15 protein-coding genes and 1 pseudogene are annotated in these 17706 nt (G+C 52.5%); 3 read left to right on the forward strand and 13 right to left on the reverse strand.

Annotated elements, in window-relative coordinates:
- Positions 1-61: 61 nt before the first annotated feature.
- Entirely contained in the window at positions 62-1642 is a 1581-nt protein-coding gene (rtcR, locus tag Q3V30_RS02995; RefSeq protein ID WP_306210326.1) for an RNA repair transcriptional activator RtcR, read from the reverse strand.
- 184 nt (positions 1643-1826) lie between these two features.
- Between rtcR and Q3V30_RS03000 the strand changes: the two genes are divergently transcribed.
- Positions 1827-3050, forward strand: coding sequence for an RtcB family protein (locus Q3V30_RS03000; RefSeq protein ID WP_306210328.1), 1224 nt, complete (start codon positions 1827-1829; stop codon positions 3048-3050).
- A 5-nt stretch (positions 3051-3055) separates the two neighbouring features.
- Entirely contained in the window at positions 3056-3850 is a 795-nt protein-coding gene (locus Q3V30_RS03005; RefSeq protein WP_306210329.1) for a nucleotidyltransferase domain-containing protein, read from the forward strand.
- Between the two features lie 226 nt (positions 3851-4076).
- Here the strand turns inward: Q3V30_RS03005 and Q3V30_RS03010 are convergent, their stop codons facing one another.
- From Q3V30_RS03010 to Q3V30_RS03020, 3 genes and pseudogenes are all read right to left on the reverse strand, one after another.
- A complete protein-coding gene (locus Q3V30_RS03010; protein WP_306210331.1) occupies positions 4077-4403 on the reverse strand; it encodes a helix-turn-helix domain-containing transcriptional regulator in 327 nt (108 codons plus the stop codon).
- 12 nt (positions 4404-4415) lie between these two features.
- Positions 4416-4748 carry a type II toxin-antitoxin system RelE/ParE family toxin gene (locus Q3V30_RS03015; protein WP_306210333.1) on the reverse strand — a complete coding sequence of 111 codons (333 nt, stop codon included), beginning with the start codon at positions 4746-4748 and terminating at the stop codon, positions 4416-4418.
- 113 nt (positions 4749-4861) lie between these two features.
- Positions 4862-5158: pseudogene (locus Q3V30_RS03020) on the reverse strand (integrase core domain-containing protein); the annotation flags it as partial.
- A 134-nt stretch (positions 5159-5292) separates the two neighbouring features.
- Here Q3V30_RS03020 and Q3V30_RS03030 point away from each other — a divergent pair.
- Positions 5293-5538: a hypothetical protein gene (locus Q3V30_RS03030; protein WP_428979234.1), complete on the forward strand. Its 246-nt coding sequence runs from the start codon at positions 5293-5295 to the stop codon at positions 5536-5538.
- Positions 5539-5708: 170 nt separating this feature from the next.
- Here the strand turns inward: Q3V30_RS03030 and symE are convergent, their stop codons facing one another.
- From symE to Q3V30_RS03075, 9 genes are all read right to left on the reverse strand, one after another.
- Positions 5709-6050, reverse strand: a complete 342-nt coding sequence (gene symE, locus Q3V30_RS03035; RefSeq protein ID WP_306210335.1) for an endoribonuclease SymE — start codon at positions 6048-6050, stop codon at positions 5709-5711.
- A gap of 316 nt (positions 6051-6366) precedes the next feature.
- Positions 6367-7611: a tryptophan permease gene (gene mtr / locus Q3V30_RS03040; protein ID WP_306210337.1), complete on the reverse strand. Its 1245-nt coding sequence runs from the start codon at positions 7609-7611 to the stop codon at positions 6367-6369.
- A 424-nt stretch (positions 7612-8035) separates the two neighbouring features.
- The gene (locus Q3V30_RS03045; protein WP_306210339.1) at positions 8036-9178 is read right to left on the reverse strand and encodes a hypothetical protein; all 1143 of its coding nucleotides are present in this window, start codon (positions 9176-9178) and stop codon (positions 8036-8038) included.
- A gap of 62 nt (positions 9179-9240) precedes the next feature.
- A complete protein-coding gene (locus Q3V30_RS03050; RefSeq protein WP_306210341.1) occupies positions 9241-9834 on the reverse strand; it encodes a class I SAM-dependent methyltransferase in 594 nt (197 codons plus the stop codon).
- Entirely contained in the window at positions 9834-10847 is a 1014-nt protein-coding gene (locus tag Q3V30_RS03055) for an HNH endonuclease family protein (RefSeq protein ID WP_306210343.1), read from the reverse strand. Before Q3V30_RS03055 ends, Q3V30_RS03050 begins: the two co-directional genes overlap by 1 nt.
- A 134-nt stretch (positions 10848-10981) precedes the next feature.
- Positions 10982-11809: a hypothetical protein gene (locus tag Q3V30_RS03060; RefSeq protein WP_306210345.1), complete on the reverse strand. Its 828-nt coding sequence runs from the start codon at positions 11807-11809 to the stop codon at positions 10982-10984.
- Positions 11806-13398, reverse strand: coding sequence for a hypothetical protein (locus tag Q3V30_RS03065; protein ID WP_306210347.1), 1593 nt, complete (start codon positions 13396-13398; stop codon positions 11806-11808). Before Q3V30_RS03065 ends, Q3V30_RS03060 begins: the two co-directional genes overlap by 4 nt.
- 14 nt (positions 13399-13412) lie before the next feature.
- Positions 13413-14897 (reverse strand): OmpA family protein, encoded by a 1485-nt coding sequence (locus Q3V30_RS03070; RefSeq protein WP_306210349.1) that lies wholly within the window; start codon positions 14895-14897, stop codon positions 13413-13415.
- Between the two features lie 661 nt (positions 14898-15558).
- Positions 15559-17631: an FUSC family protein gene (locus Q3V30_RS03075; protein WP_306210351.1), complete on the reverse strand. Its 2073-nt coding sequence runs from the start codon at positions 17629-17631 to the stop codon at positions 15559-15561.
- Positions 17632-17706: the final 75 nt, after the last annotated feature.

Raw genomic sequence — 17706 nt, forward strand, 5'->3', positions numbered from 1 at the left:
CTTTTGCAGCCGTGCAGCATCAGGCCCGGCGGCAAAAGCGTTACGGCTGTCGCCGGTTACGTTACCCTTTAACCTTCTCCCAGTTCAGCCCAAACCGAGCCAGATACTTACGCAGGCGATCGGCATCGTTGGGCTGTTTTTTCCCCTGACGGGAGACGGCAAACAGGCGCCGGCCCGCTTCGGAAAGCGAATCCGCCGCGCGGCAGACGCTCAGCACCGTCTGTAGTTGACACTCGTCAAACAGATCGTACTGGGCTGAAGGAAGATCGGTAAGAGTGGCCTGCGGTGCCGTAGTGCGCCAGCTGGCGCGCAGCCGGGCGATCTCTTCTTCCGCCAGTTCCTGCGAAATCCTTCCCTGTTCCGCCAGTGTTGCCATCCGCGTGACGGAAGCGCCCAGCTCGCGGAAATTGCCTCGCCAGCTGGCTTCTGTCGAGCAGGCGAATCGCAGAAAATGGCTTCTCGCTTTTTTATCAAAGCGCACCTGGGTCTGCTGTTCCCGGGCGTAACGCGCCAGCTCAAAATCCAGATTGGGTTCGATATCTTCGCGGCGTTCGGCCAGTCCAGGCAGTTGAAACGTCCACATATTGATGCGGGCAAACAGATCTTCGCGAAAGCGGCCTTCGGCAACCCACTGCTGCATATCCCGGTGCGTGCCGGCGATCAGCTGAAAATCGCTGCTGACCTCTTTATCAGCGCCATAAGGGAAGAAGCGTTTCTCCTCGATGGCGCGCAGCAGCATCGCTTGCTCATCCAGCCCCAGCTCCGCTATCTCGTCCAGAAACAGCATGCCGCCGTCGGCTTCCCGCAGCAGCCCGCCGCGCGCCTGCTGTGCGCCGGTAAAGGCGCCCTTAACGTGGCCAAACAGCGTGGACATCGCGTTGTCGCCGCGCAGCGTAGCACAGTTAACCGCCACGAATTTACCGGCCAGCCGGTGGCGGGCATGGCGCAGCTGATAGATGCGCTCCGCAAGGAAAGATTTGCCCGCGCCGGTTGGGCCGGTCAGCAGCATCGGGGCGTCCGAGCGCAGCGCCACGCGTTCAATCTGCTCGATCAGGCTGTTAAAAGTGGGGTTGCGCGTCTCGATGCCGGATTTTAAAAACGAGGTGGAGTGCTGCTGTTCGCGCTGAAAGCGGCTGGTCAGCGTGGCGTATCGGTTCAGATCGAGATCGATAATGGAATAGTGGCCGAGCGCGGTTGGTGTCTCCGAGCCCTTGCTGGCCGGCGAGGTCTGCAAAATGCGCGCGGGCAGATAGCGGGCTTCGGTCAGCAAAAACCAGCAGATTTGCGCCACGTGCGTGCCGGTAGTGATATGCACCAGATACTCTTCGGCGTCGGTATTAAAAGGATAGCGGCTGACAAAATCGAGGAAGCTGCCGTAGACCTCTTCAAAGTCCCAGGGATCTTCCAGCTTAACGCTGTGCAGCACCACTTTGGTGGAGGGCGACGCCTGGGTGATATCTTCCGCCACCTGCTGCGCCATACTGACATCACGCGGTTGATGCAGCAGCTCCAGCCTGTCGATCTGTAAGCCTTCCTGCTGGCAAAGTGCGACGGTTGGCCGCCATTTACTCCAGCGGTTTGCGCGCTTGCCGCGTTTATCCAGCACCGTGCCCAGCACGCCGATCACTACGTTAGCTTTCATGCTTATCCCAGAAGATAAATAACTTATCCAGTAAGATAATTTTCTCTATCGGTAATGGCAATGCTCAGACGCGATACAATAATAAATAACATTAATAATCAATTAGATAAATTTTATTATGCAGCGTAGCGGTCTTCTGGCACGGCATTCGCAATAGCTATGCTATAGCAACGAGGAAAAGAATATGAAAAACAACTATCAGACTCTGCAGCAGGCGAAAGGCGTGCCGGTAAAAATGTGGACCAACGGCGTACCGGTGGAGCCGGAAGCGCGTGAGCAGCTGTTGAACACGGCGAAAATGCCGTTTATCTTTCGCCATCTGGCGGTGATGCCGGATGTGCATCTGGGCAAAGGATCCACCATCGGCAGCGTGATCCCGACCAAAGGCGCAATTATCCCGGCGGCGGTCGGCGTGGATATCGGCTGCGGCATGATTGCGGTACGCACCTCGCTGATGGCCTGCGATCTGCCGGACAATCTGTCGGGTGTGCGCAGCGCCATTGAACAGGCGGTGCCGCACGGTCGCACCAATAACCGTTCCGGTCGCGATAAGGGCGCCTGGCAGACGCCGCCGCAGGAGGTGGATAGCCACTGGGCCAAACTGGCACCGCGCTTTAAGACGCTGACGCAAAAACATCCAGCGCTGTTTAAGACCAACAACTACCAGCACCTTGGAACGCTGGGAACGGGCAATCACTTTATTGAGGTCTGCCTGGACGAATGCCAGCAGGTCTGGGTGATGCTGCACAGCGGGTCGCGCGGCGTAGGGAACGCCATTGGCAACCTGTTTATCGCACTGGCGCAAAAGGATATGCAGCGGCATATCGCCAATCTGCCGGATCGCAACCTCGCTTATTTTGAAGAGGGCAGCAGGCATTTTAACGACTATGTGGAAGCGGTGAGCTGGGCGCAGGATTATGCTCGCCACAATCGCGAGGCCATGATGGAGCGCGTGCTGGCGGCGATGTCGCGCGTCATCAGCAAGCCCTTCAGCACGCATCTGGAAGCGGTGAACTGCCACCACAACTACGTGGAGCGGGAAACGCACTTTGGCGAGTCGGTGCTGGTGACGCGCAAAGGCGCGGTCTCAGCGCAGAAAGATCAGATGGGCATTATCCCCGGCTCGATGGGCGCGAAGAGCTTTATCGTACGCGGCCTGGGTAACGAAGAGAGTTTCTGTTCCTGTAGCCACGGTGCGGGGCGCACCATGAGCCGCACGGCGGCGAAAGCCCGCTTTACCGTGGAAGATCAGCGACGCGCGACGGCGCACGTGGAGTGCCGCAAAGATAAAGAGGTCATCGACGAAATCCCGATGGCTTACAAAGACATTGATGCTGTTATGGCCGCCCAGTCTTCGCTGGTGGAAGTGGTGCATACGCTGTCACAGGTTGTTTGCGTAAAAGGATAAAAAGAATGAGAACAGGATTGCATGGAGTAGATAGCGCAATGCGCAAGCGCGTACGTGGCGTGCTGCGTCAGGTAGAAGAGGAGCACGCAGTCAAAGTGCTGTATGCCTGCGAGTCGGGCAGTCGCGGCTGGGGCTTTGCCTCGCCGGACAGCGATTACGATGTACGTTTTCTTTATGTGCATCAACCGGAGTGGTATCTGCGTATCGAGCCGCCGCGCGACGTTATCGAGCTGCCGATCGACGATACGCTGGACGTCTGCGGCTGGGAGTGGCGCAAAGCGCTGGGCCTGCTGAAGCGAGCCAACCCAACGCTTGTCGAATGGCTGGACTCGCCGGTGATCTATCAGCAGGAAGAAGCCATCATCGCCGATTTACGGGCAAGGATACCAGACTGGTTTTCGCCGCTACGGGCGCGCTGGCACTATCTCTCAATGGCAAAAAAGAACTTTCGTGGTTATCTGCAGGGCGACAGCGTGCGGCTGAAAAAGTACTTTTACGTATTGCGTCCGCTGCTGGCGGTGCAGTGGATAGAAGCCGGAAAAGGCGTGCCGCCGATGCGTTTTGAAGAGCTGCTGGCGGGGACGGTGACGGACCCCCTCCTGCTGGCCGAAATCGAACAGCTGCTGGCGCGTAAGCAGCGCGCAGGCGAAGCGGAATACGGCGAGCGTCTGGATCGCATCCATGCATTTATCCGCCAGCATCTGGATGAGAACCGCGTCAGCGAAGATCTGCCGGATAGCGAGCGGCGCGACTGCCGCGATCTGGATGCATTGCTGATGAAAACCGTGCTGAGTGTATAGCTTATTACTGGTCTGGCATTGTGCATAAGTAGTTCAGGGTGACAGCATTATCTAACAGAACGTTTAGACACATAGTCTGTTCGATACCAGAATTAGGGATCCAGCGGCGGTTTAACAGCGTATCTATGTTTTATTTTAATGTTGCCGGTGAGGGGAATTAGTCGCGAACGGTGGTTGCTATTAAAAAGCCCGGGATATGCCGGGCTATAATTTTGTCTGGCTTGCATTAAGCATTTGCATGCGCATTGACTGTTGCAATACGCGAAATTGGATATCCTGTTGCCGATGCAAGTGCGGCGACGCGCTTAAAGGATGGATTACCTTTTGGAGAAAGAGACTTATAAAGCGATTCACGTGACATACCTGCACGTTTTGCAATAGCAGTCATGCCGCCCGTTGCCTCAATAACATGGCGTAGCGCAAGCATGAATGCCTCATAGCCACCTTCTTCATCAATTTCAATGAAGGCCTGGTGGAGGTAGAGCGGCGCAAATGCCGGATCGTCTTTGATGAGTTGAACCATTGCATCATCATGAAGCACTGATTTAGCCATAACATTCACCTCTTATGTTCTGCTTTTATAGTCTTTAAGATATTCGACCGCCTGATCAATATCTTCATCCTGCTTTTTCTTGTTGCCGCCCAGCAAAACCAGGCTTACTGCACCATCAGTCGGATCGGTTAAATCGCTAAAATAAACGCGATAACCTGGCCCCTGATCAATCCTTAACTCTGACACGCTCTCCCTGCATGGTCTACAATCTCCGTAGTTCCCTGTAGCCATTCTGGCAATACGGGTTGCAATCTTAGCCTTTGCGATAGGGTCTTTTACATTACGCAAAAACTCATCAAAGGGGTCGCGGCCATCGGTTGTTTTGTAATGCTTAACCTTAGCCATAATTGTAGCTCATAGTTAACGATGAGTAGGGGGATTGTACTCTTTGGGTTACGATTTACAAGGTCGGCAGCGTTATCATGTTCAGAACTTACGAACAACAAGCAGTGTAGTGGTCAAGCAAAACTGGTCACGGCTTTAGCATTTTTCCATAACAATCTTTCTGATTTATTCGGCGTCAAACCACCATCATATTGATGGGGTCTGAGCTGGCTGTAATATCCCGTGGTGTAATTCGCTATTCCTGTGCTGGCTTCGCTAAAATTAGCGTATCCGTTATCCGGTACCCACTCCGTTTTCAGACTTCTAAAAAATCGTTCCATTGGGCTGTTATCCCAGCAATTTCCCCGGCGACTCAGGCTTTGTTTTATCTGATATCTCTGCGGTAACTGCCACGAAAACGCGCTTACGTAAAGCTTTTCCAGCTACTGAAACGCGAACGGATAAAGAGAAAGATCTACGGAACGCGGGAAGGAACCCGCAGCGATGTTTTTGATTACATCGAAATGTTTTATAACTGTAGGCGTCGGTTGGCACAAGTAATCAGATGCCACTGGCTGAATATGAAAACCAGTATTATCAACGGCTCGAAAGTGTCTGGATTATCCGTGGCGATTCAATTGAGGCACCTCCAGCCAGCGCCAGTATTGAGCGGTTATTCAGGGTATTTACAGTGCTGGGAGTTGAAATGGTACTCTCTTCCGGGCCAAGGGTTGTTTTCTCAATGTCATCTTCAACAATCGAAGAAACAGAAAAGCAAACGGATTCACCCGCCAGACGGGAAAAATGGTGAGGATATGCGCAGAGAAAACGTATCTGCGCTTCTTCCTGAGGCGTTTCCACCTGAGTTAGCTGAAGCTATTTTTAATGGTATGCGACAGCAGTGTGGGTGTTTGGCCGGGAGAGAGTAAAGGTGATAAGCCTCGTAAATCCCGGCTCAATGAGCCGGGATAAAATCAATTTCTAACCACGAACCCGCTTAGCACCAACAACCTCTATAAACTCCTGCACCTGCCGTTGCTTGCGGGCAGAGAACTTACAAACTTGCCGTAATGACTTCATCAGCTCCGGTTCTTCAGGCTCCGGCGGACGGGCGGTCAGTACCAGACATCCCTTCATCACCCGCACATCAACCACCGACCCGGTATCAAAGCCAGCCTCCGCCAGCCATTTGCCTTTCATCGCCAGTGAGGGGATTTGTTCATAATCTGGAAAGGTTCTCGCATAGCTCACCTTTATCCGGCGCAGTGTGGAACTCGCGACTTCTTTTGCTTCAACTTCTGAATTACAATCTTGCTCAGCCATGATAACTACCTTGTATAGTTGTTGTGGTCAGCGGTGTGAATGTGTTCCCGCACATTCGCATCGCGATTAAATAACCCCGTTATTATACCCCGCTAATAAATCCACTCCACAGAGATTTTACGTTATTAACCTGAAGTACAGTGCCGCTCACAATTATAATGAAAGTCGTGAAAATAATATTAGCTGGATGGCTTTGCGCAAAGATTATTAATCATGAATTAATTACTGATGTTTAATCCGTAATATTTTTAACCCGGTTTGCGACCCATCCGGCATAACGGCACTTAACGCGTTATGCCGGACATAAGGCAGATACCTAACGATAGACAGGCAGCAGATTAAAACTGGATAGAATATGGATCAGCGCGTTGCTGACGCCGAAGAGCAAAATCACAACGATCATGGCGTTACCGCCCCATACCCGGTAGTGCGGGCTGTTGAAACGCTTACGCGACGCGCGGGCCAGCAGGGCAGGAACAATCGCCGCCCAGACGGTGGCGGCCAGGCCCGCAAAACCAATCGCGTAGATAAAGCCGTCAGGCCAGATCGCGCCGCCCAGCATCGGCGGCAGGAAAGTGACCGCCGCCGTCTTAAAGCGTCCCGTCGGACCGTCATCAAACTTAAACAGATCGGCCAGGTAGTCAAATAACCCCAGGGTGACGCCGAGGAAGGAGCTGGCGACGGCGAAGTTGGAAAAGATGGTCAGCAGCAGATCCAGCGTGGCGCTGTTCAACAGTCCGCTCAGGGTCTGCACCAGCACATCAATATTGCCGCCTTTTTCCGCAATTTCTGTAAACGCCGGACGCGGAATATTGCCCATCGTGCCCACCAGCCAGATGATATAGAGCACCAGTGCCATCAGCGTTCCCAGCACCAGGCAGCGGCGGATAGTCAGCGGATCTTTACCGTAATATTTCATCAGGCTCGGCACGTTGCCGTGATAGCCAAACGAGGCGAGACAGAAGGGCAGCGCCATCAGCACATAGGGCATATAGCTGGGGTTCACCTCTGCGCTGTTCAGCAACACAGCGGGTTGAACGTGCCAGAGCAGGCCACCAAAGGTCATAAAAAAGGTGAGGATCTTGGCCCCCAGCACGATGGTAGTCATCCTGCCCACCGCCTTCGTACTGAGCCAGACGATAAACGCCACCGCGAGGGCAAAAAGCAGGCCGCCCAGCCGCGCTGGGAAGGCGATATCCATCTGCGCCAGGGTATGGTGGATCACCGAGCCGCTGGCGGAAATATAGGCGTAGGTCAGGATATAGAGCACGAACGCCACGCTCAGACCGTTGATGATATTCCAGCGGCTGCCCAGCAGATCTTTCGTGACCGTGTCGAAGCTGGCCCCGATATGGTAGTTGAGGTTCGCTTCCAGAATCATCAGCCCCGAATGCAGCATGCAAAACCAGGTAACAACCAGCGCCAGCAGCGACCAGAAAAACCAGGCGCCGGACATCACCACCGGCAGAGAAAACATGCCCGCGCCGATAATGGTGCCGCTAATGATCATTGCCCCGCCTATCAGAGAGGGTGCTTTAGTTGTTGCCGATAGTGTAGCCATTACGTGTTTTCCTTGCGTGGCGATGCCCGGTATAGCGCAGCGACCATGCGATTCGCCCCTGCGTGAATGCATTGAAGAGTGTGTGAAGGGGAACAGCAAAACGCGCTCCCATTGCAGGCGCGGGAGTATACGTTATTTCTCCGGTTTCAGTCTCGTCAGGGCTTGTTGTAACAGGGGAAGCTTGCAGGAGAAGGGTAGTGGGTTGATAAGGGATAACGCGCTCTCAGGACTGACAGCGCATATCGCTAAACAGATCATCGGCATCATACAGGCATCAAGTAGCCCCGGTATTAGTCATCCGGTCGCTGCTGGCCGTGGCTGGCAGGCCCACCTCCGCAGATTTTAAGATTCCTCCGTTTGCCGCCGTTCTGAATGCACCAATAGTATATTCAGAGATATTCAGTCTTTCCCGCTGATCAGCTTTTCATACTGAAGGGGCCGTGCTCTGTGATTTCTTTTCAGAATCTTTGTCTTTCTGCCAGAAAAGCGTTGATCCGGTTTTATTTTCGATTTCGATACAATTTTCCATGTCTTTCGAAGCACCTCGTGATTTCTCCAGACGGCTGAAAATTGTGGTTTCTTCTATCAGTTTTTTTTGTATTCTTGCCTGACTGTCCGCAGGACAGATAACTTTGATATTGCTGTTCTGAAAAATAGCATATCCTTCAACCCATATAGTTTCATTTTCTCTGTACTTAACCGTCCACTTATTTTTGAACCAATGCGCAGGGTACTCGTTAGCCTGGATTTTATATAAATTAATATGGTTGCTTTTGAGGCCTGCCAGGTAAATAGCATGATCGTTAGCACGCACGAAAAAGCCTGGCGTGATATTTAGCGTGACATAAAAAATAATAATGAAAGTAGTGGCTAAGGAAATGATTGTCTTTTTATTGATTCCCCTTTTGGTTCCATTAAAAAAATCATAAATTGCCATTATAGGAAAATAACATATTGTTATATATAAAAAAATAGTAATAAACCTGTAAAAACGATCTATACCGGAAAGATCCGCCTTGTTATAAATGAATGCTAATATAATAATAAATGCGACATTGATAATGATAGCAGAACAGTAAATATTTAATTGTCTCTTCCAGTCTCCATATAACAAATAGGTAATTAAAATAATGCAGTAGCCTGAAAATATAAATATTAAAGTCAAAAAGGCTGTTTCACTTTCAAGTACGCCAGTTACAGCAATAATCATGCTGATAAGAAAAGAATGAGGGATGATGGCCTTGTCTGGTTTATGCTCCTTTGACAGGAGCGTTTTCGCCAGGTAAAAAATTGCTGGCATAAGAAGAGTAATGAAGAAGGCGACTATGATGCCTGCAAGCGCAAATGAGATAGCTAACAACGTTGAGGGCGTGGTCAGCATAGAGGGTAGTAACGTAAGGTGATCAATCCGGTACAGATAAAACCACAGGTTGAAACAACCCATCATCACTAAGATAAGACTGATTTTAGTAATATTGTTCGCCAGGTATCGAAGTACGTTAAAGACAGGGGGGCTTTTTTTCAAAGGCTTATTACTGCGGATTTTTTCTAATGTTGATCTATTCATAAAAGGTTCCATTTCAGGGAATATGACCGGGAATTTTATTACTTCCTGTACTGAATAATTGACTAATTCTGCATAGGTGTATTTCTGATAAGGAGGGCATTCAGCCACCGCTCAGCCTCTCTGCCGGGCCTTGCGTCACCGGTAAGCCAGACTTTTTCAATCTCAACGCCAGACCCCGCAACTATTTTTCTCAGCGACGCCTCATCCATATCCGTAAACCGCCGTCCGTCTTTCTCCCGTTCACCGCATCCATATTTAAACGACAGATACCATACTCCGCCGGGATTCAGCGCTCTGACAAGCAGCGCCATCACTTCAGGCAACGCTTTCTCCGGCACATGCAGCAGCGAAGCGCAGCACCAGATGCCGTCGTACTTCTCAACCGCCGTCATCTCATGAAAGCGCATCACTTCAACCTGCCTGCCGGTTAACTGCCTGGCGCGTTCAGCCAGTTCCGCAGAAGCATCAAAAGCCTTCACTTCAAAGCCCAGATCGCTGAAAGCTCTGGTATCGCGGCCTGAACCGCAACCGGCATCAAGGATCCGCGCACCGGGCTTCAGATGCGCCAGAAAAGGTTCGTACAGGGCGGACATATCCACGTTTACCGTGTCGTCGTAAAAGCGCTGTGCGTTTTGCTGGTAGTAGTCGTCGTTCATCAGAAAATCCCGTCTCCCTGTGCGGCTGGTTCCCATTCATGCAGCAGCGTGTTCTTCGCTGTCTGCCAGCGCTGCTGCAGGAAATTATGCCGCAGTACAGGCGTGTTGCCAGTCTGGCGGATCAAGGTTTCACGCAGAGGAAGGTGGCTGTTAATGAAATACTCGTTACGGTCATGCAGGCGCTGAAGCAATTTTGTCGACGGGATGCGGGCGAACTTTCCTTTTGCCCCACGGTTGCAGCTCTGACAGGCCAGAACCAGGTTCCAGACGCCATCCAGATTGCTGATAGCGTCATTAAGCGTGAAGGGCAGGAAGTGATCGACATCGGCAAGATTTTCTCCTGCCATCACCACGCTGACGGGGCGGAAGCAGTAGAAGCAGTAGCCTTTCTGGTAGCCGTTCAGGCTGTCGCGGCAGCTGGTAATAGTGATGCGCCGGTTGCTGCGGCGGCTGAACAGCATCTTGCTGTCATCATCATATTCCACCGCAATCAGGTTACGGGATACGCCCATTGCCCAGGCTTCCTCAACCAGCCGCCAGCGCGCGTCGGTTTCCTGTATCAGGTTCGGGAACTGATCGTTCTCTGTCAGGTAGTAATAGTTGTCGGTCAGGCGTATGCCTTTTGACGTTTTGCGCTCATCCAGGAAGAATCGCTTGTCGATCTCAGCCTGATTAACGTTATGAAAAGCATTGATCACTGCGCCGAACCCGAGTTTAACGGTGATCCCGGTCAACTGCTCTTCTGTTATTTCACCCTTATTGAACTGAACACAGGCATCCAGAAACTGACTTCGCTGGCTGGTGATCTGTTTAGGTGCCTGTTTAAGATGCGCGCAAATATGGCGGGCAAAAGGAACGGCCAGCGCCTCAAGGGTGATCAGATCGTTGTCTGGCTGCTTCAGATCATAAAGCGCATGGGCGAGAGCGAATTTGTAAGAGGCGACATTTTTGCCAAAAAGGATCACCCCACGCCAGTAGTGCTCCAGCTTGGGATCGGCCTGATAGAAACGCATAAAAGTCCTGTTTTGTGAGGCGGCTCGAAAGAATCGGAGTTACGCGATCACATAACAGAATGCATGAATTGTAAATCAAAAAAATGCCTCCTGAACGGAGGCACCAAACCTTCAGATTTGAATGAAATGGAGAGCTATTTGATCTCAACAGTGAGTTCAGGTGCGCCAAAACTCACCAGCTCTGCATTAGAAGCGGAAAAGTAGCGACGCCAGAAATCCTCAAGTTGCTGCATGATCTTACCGGAGCGATAGTTATTCTTAGCCGAAGTATCTATCAATCCGGCACCGGCCACATAAATACTGGCACCATTAAAATCAGCAATCAGCCCCTGTTTACTTACTCTCTCCAGCTCTTTCTCCGGCGCTATCAGGCGGATCTGGTTGTTACTGTAAAAGCTGCCAAAAGCGCTGTTTTCCAGCATATCCGAGATCAGAACCACCGACTTCTGTGGAGCCGGATCGCTTTTCAGATCCTCAGCAATACGATGCAGGCTGTCGATGATTTCACTTTTGGCGATGCTGTCCCCTTCTGCAGCGAAGCTGCCCGCCATCAGTTTCCCAATGCCCTGATCGAAAAACTGTTTTTGCTTTATCAGGCAGGCATCAAGGTTTTTCAGGCTTTCCATACCCATATTGTTACGTGCATGCTGGTCGGTAAACAGCGCCTCCAGCCTGCCGTCGAACACCCGCTTGAGGTAGTTGTCCTGTAGCAGGGCGGAGAACTGATACAGCACCACACGGTCGCCGGGCTGTACATAGCGGGTAACGTGCTGCCAGATAGATTTTTTCAGCGCCAGAGGGACTTTGACCGTCTGGTCGATAACGATCACCAGCTCACGCCCGCTCTCCGCAGGGCGTTGCGCATCCAGCTTTGCATAGTGATAACAGCTGGGAATATCGTTACGCTCGGCAGCATGCGTATACCACGCCAGGCTTAGCAGGATCAGGGCAAGCCCTCTCATACTCCCTCCTTCGCCCGCGTTTTATTCAGCAACTGCTGTACACGCTGACGCTTCAGTACCGCTTCCAGCGACAGTCCCTGATCTTCCGCAATCAGCGCCAGGTCTTCCTCATCTAATCCCACCAGATCGCCAAGAGCGTTAATGCGCTCCTTGTCGTTGTCGCCGGCTGCCGGAACCTGAACCGCTGCGGCCACTGGCGCTTCTGTTACAGGAGCCACTGGAGGCAGGTCCTGAACCTGTTGAGGTTGGACAGGCGCTTGCTGGGTGGCAGATGCATAGTTAGCATTCTTGAGATGTTCGCTCAGTTCGTGGTCGGAGCGCGCCTTGTCACGAATCTTACCGCTAACGAAGTCGTTGAAGGTGGGGAGTTCATTAAGCTGCTGACTCTGGCTGCTGGTGCGTTTCATCACCAGGCGGTTCTGCAGCGCGCTCAGCTTTTCCTGTGCATCACGTTCTACCCGCTCACGCCGCATGCTGTGCCAGGCAGAAAATTCCTCAGAGCCGCTAAAATTACCGGCATATTTTGCCGCCATTTTAGATTCCACCCCGGCAAAGGAGCGGTAAAGACCAATCAAAATACCAATCAACTGTACGCCTACAAATATCACCGAAAGGATAATAAAGGTCAGCTTGGAAGCAAATACGCGATTATTGCCAATCTCTTTGGTCGCCTGGCTGTCTGCTTTAGCGTTATCCGCTACCGCATCCGCAGGGAGATCGAAAGGCGAACTTTGCGTATCCATTGTCTGGCTGAATGGCGTGCCGTTAACGGCCTGAGTCTCTATCGAATCGATGGTGGCGGCACGAACAAAATAGGCGCCAACAGCAAAGAACAGGATCAGCGCCAGCGCAATAGCCGTAGCCCAGTACTGAGGCTTAACGTGCACATTGGTACTGATGCGATTAAGCATCTGGATATAGTTCGGCTGATCGTCGTCAAGGCGCGTCTCTTCCAGCGACAGACGGGCGTTCTTTGAGAGTCCGACAGCATTATTGTTATGGCGGGCATCTTCATACCAGTAACGAATTTTTTTGAGCAGGCTGTTTTTATGCAGCTCGGCACCCATTAAATGGGTAGCTGGCACCAGCACCACACCAATCAGAACGGAAATCACTACCGCTGAAAACTCAGCCTGGTTGGCGGAGATGTTGTTGGCGATGAAAGGGGAGAGCACCAGGGCAAAGATAAAGGCTTCCAGCAAGACCAGCGCAACGCTACAGAACCACAACACCGGCCCGGTAGGCTTGCGTCCACGCTCATCTACTTTGTTCAGATAGTTAACGCAGCGCAGATAGAAATCAGCATTGTGATTAAAGGTTTTATAATGCTGCCAGTATTTAGCACAGAGCGCTTCTTCTGCCGGATACCAAAGTTTTCCGCCCGTGCCGGTTCTGCGTGGTTCATTACTGCGTGACAGACGCGCAATAAATCCCATTACCGGAAGGGTGCTGAACAGATTCAGGAAAAAATAGCTGACCTGCTCCCACCAGCGAATAAAAACAATGATCAGGACCAACAGCCCCACTAATGGCCAGAAAATATAACGGTAAAGGGAGATCGCTTCCGCGATGCTCTGGAAAAGTTCCATTGTCTGTTCCTTGATTAACTACGGACCGGGCGATAACCCGCCATATAAGCACTGTTGTGGTTTGAATAGAAAAGCTGTCCCTGCTGCGCTTTCGTGGCGTTCTTCGGCACCAGCAAATCGATACAGGAGAGCGGCTGCTCGTTGCTGGCTGGCAGGTAAACCCGGTAAAGAATATCTTCTTCACCTTCCCAGGCATTGGCAACGGCGGCGATGGGTGCATCTGCTTTACGGTTACCGCGGGACTGATAATTTTGTGTGATATACACCTTTGGATTAGCGTCCACAGTGGCATTGTCCGTTAACACCTTAACGGGCGAGAGGGTAACCAGATGGTTGTTAACCAGCCCCGCCCAGGCGCGCCCGTTCATACCTGCGTAATATTCTCTGGTCTTATGGCTGTCCAGCGCTTTACCACTGGCGAGGTTTTTGGCTTCACCAGCCACACGGGCGTTATCTGCAAGACAGCTTCCTGTCACCGGGCTGGCGTTCGCCTCGGCTATCAGGCTGAACCCGCTGCTGCGTGGTTTGAGATTGGCAGCAAGTGAGGCAGTTGAACGGCTGACGGGCTGACCGCCGAAATCGATCCAGTTCTTACCGTTAGCAGGCTGGGAAGCGGTCTGCACACTCTCTTGCTTACCGGAAGCCGTAACAGGGGTGCGGTCAGTGGAAGGCCCGGAAGGTTTGGCTTTTGTGGCAACAGAGGCCGTCCGCCTGGATGAGCTGACTGGTTTTGTGGGGGTGGCAGAAGATTGCGTGCCGTAACGCAGATAGGCGAGGTTGCTGCCTTCCTGTTCCACTCGCTGCTTCAGCAAGGTTTCATTCGCAAGACCCACAATTTCCACTCGACGGTTAGCTGAACGGCCACTGGTAGTCGTATTGTCAGCGACAGGGCGGGAGGAGCCAGCGCCCTGATAATAAAGCCGCTGAGGATTCAGGCCTGCCTGCTGAAGAACGCGGCCAACGCTTTGTGCGCGGTTCTCTGAAAGCGTCTGATTCCAGCTGGCGTTGCCGGTCGCATCAGTGTGACCAACAATCAGCACTACACCATTTTGATCATCCTGTTTCATGACGGCGGCAATTTTCCTGACCTGGCGCAGGCCGTCAGCGGAAAGCTGAGCACTGTCCGTATCAAACATGCCACTGTCTGCAACCTGAGCGACAATACCCACATTCTGTTTGCCACTGCCTGCCTGCGCCTGTAATGAGCGGGTAGCAATGGCAATGTGTTCTTCCTCGGCAATTTTGGCAAGTGCCTGCTCACGCTTTTGCCAGGCATTGCCTGCCGCACAACCGGCTATGCCACCCACCAGTCCACCGGCAATCGCTTTACCGGCATCTTTAGTGAGTAAATACGTCAGTCCGCCGCCAAGCGCCGCACCGCCAATACATCCTATAGCGGTACCATATTCAGAGCCGGTTTCATGCAGACTTGCGCAGCTTGAAGAGAGCATAACCATCGCAGTCAGTAAGCTGATTTTCCCTAAATGATGACGTTCCACTTTATCTCCTTTGTCCTTGTCCATCCCAAAAAGCAAAAGTCCCGTGGCTTAATCCTCAGTAAAAGGATCGAGCCAAAACAGGAGCAATAATTATTTTATAAAAATAGCGCTTACGGATCTCAGCCAGAGCAGCAGGCAAGTTTTTGTAGATAACCTGATCAGGTAATAGCTGAAACTCTATAATTCTCTGCATTAACTCAAACTTCACCGGATATAACGCCAGCAGAGTCCCGTTTACAGGCAGAATAATTGGAATATTATTTCTTAACAGAGTGCAGGAAGGTAATGACGCTGATAATAACGTACGGTTACCGTTCAACATACTGAGAAGGAAGCACATTATTACGAGAGCCTTAACGGATGTCCAGCACTTAGAAGCCCGCAAAATGAGACGAGGGTCTGAGGAAGGTAGGCAAACTTAGGTAAGTGGGGAGGGGGAATAATCAAAGGGCAACAAAGAGAGCATAATTCATAGCTATGTGGCTCTGTTCCGAATAGCGAACCAAAAATAACCCGAAGAGTTTCCTGCCTGCGTTAAATGCCTTCAGGCTGAATAAAATTAAAGATATTTCGATTACTGAATTATCTGCATGATAAAGCTTAAGGCGATAAACAGATCTGTTGCCACGAATCGTTGCCTGTTTCTGTTAACCTACAAACCTCACCGCCGTGCCCGTAAATGCCCCAGGCTTCTCGCAGGCCAGCCCTGCTCAGGGAAAATCGAAAGCCGGATACCATACAGATGGAACAGCGGCGTAAACAGCTGCTCATCCTTTGCTGCTAACACTTCCAGCTCCAGCAGCAGCAGATCCAGCTCATCCAGCAGGCCGGTATGCGGGGCAGCCTTCTGCGACTTCATCCGGCGTTTCAGGAACAGCGTCAGCTCGTGGAACATCTGGCCGCTGTCGAGGTGATGGTGAGCCAGAACCTCGCGGCTGCGGGCGTAATAGTCATAGCAGTTCACCCCCAGCCACACCTCTGTCACCAGGTTGCCCGCCAGCAGCAGGTCGGGATGCGGATCAAGGCGCATACGTGGCAGAATGACGTTCACCCGCTCCAGCATGCCGGTGATAAAGTGCTGACGCGCCAGCAGGGAGGAGCCGTTTCGCTCCATCTCCTTCACAAAACGCAGCAGCTCACGCAAACCTGAACGCACCGCCCTTTGGGCGATCCAGGCGGGGCGCTTGTTGCGGATCAGCGCGGTAATGACCACAGCAATAAGGATGCCGCTCATGGAAGCGATCGCCGTATTAATGGCGCCGGGCAGGTCTGGCTTGAGGTGATGACTCATGCCGAGCAACCCCGGGATCTGGATGGCGGCGCTCAGGCCGATCATATTGGTGGCGGGATTGGCAATCACCAATCCAAGCACGAAGAGGCCCGGCACCAGGCAGAGCAGCAGGCCTTCAAAGGTGATCGCCTGCGGGATTAGCACTGCCACGTAGAGCACGCTGATCACAATAGAGAGCACCGTCCCTTTAATAAACAGCTTCATCGGGTTGCCTGGCGTGTCCGCACTGGCGAAAAAGGAGCTGATGATGGCGGCCATCATCGGTGCGGAGGCGCCCTCGCGCCAGGCTGTACCCATCCAGAGCAGGCAGGCGCCAAAGGTTGCCAGAAACGAGGTGGCGGCGGAGAGCAGAACAAGACCGGTGTCCGTATGCGGGCGCGAGCGTTCTTTGCGGGCGAGGCTGGTATCGCCGGAGAGATCGCTGACCAGATGGCTCACGCTGTGATAAGCCCCGGCAATGCGCACAAAATCGGCAAGGCGTTCCAGCAACCCCGTTAACATCAGGCACTCACTTAGGGGCAGCGTTCCCTGCCGCCAGGCGTTTTTGAGATCCCTCTGGCTGGCGGCAAGCGTAGCCTGAATAGTCAGGCTCTTCCTTGCGCTTTCCTCTGCATTCAGCCACTGCAAAAATTGCTGAAAGGCCAGCGCTACCGTGTCGGGAAAGCGAATATTCAGCTGCGCCATCTGATGCAGGCGGCCTTCAATGGCGACCAGCGTCGGGATCAGGTAAGAGAGATGACGATACTGCACGCTGACCAGGCGGATCAGCCTGCGCGCCGCGTTGCCCTCATAAACGCAGTGGGTGATCAGCGCCTCAACCTGCTGCGGATACTGCGTCATACGGATCAGGATCTCTTCCCGCTCCGGCGCCGTCTCTTTGGTGATCCCGCTCAGGAGATCGCTGCACAGCTTACGTCCGTTCTGGTACCAGACGGTGACGCTCTGCTCCAGCAGGCTGCGCATCGAAACGGGCAGCAGCAGGCCATGGATCAGGCTGCTGCAGGTGACGCCCAGCGCAATCTCTTCAATACGCGAGATCACCGTGCCGGTAATAGAGAGCGGCTGGGTAACGGAGGGGAAGCCCATAATGGCGGCGCTGTAACCCGCCAGCATAAACACATAGCTTTTGGGCGTACGGTCATGCAGCGAGAGATAGAGGCAAAAGCTCACCCACAGCGAAACGCAGAGGCTGAACAGCATAGGAGACTGCACGGTCTCAGGGTAAATAAGAAAAATAAAAAATCCGCCCAGCAGAGTGCCCAGCAGCCGAAAAAGGGATTTAGAAAAAGTAGAGGCTGAATAGAGCTGGGAAGAGACGTAGACGGTGGTCAGCGCCCAGGCCGGTTTATCCAGATTCAGTTCAAGCGAGAGATAAAGAGCAATAAAAGCGGCAAGACAGGTCTTAACTGAAAAAAGAACGGCATTCTTCGAAAACCACTGCATGACAACTACCAGAGACGCGCTAAGTGCGCCGATCCTGCCAGAACAGGCGCCTGATTCACGGTGATTACTGCGACA

Origin of the sequence: Erwinia pyri, assembly GCF_030758455.1 — a bacterium.
In the GTDB taxonomy this organism is placed as follows: Bacteria; Pseudomonadota; Gammaproteobacteria; order Enterobacterales; family Enterobacteriaceae; genus Erwinia; species Erwinia pyri.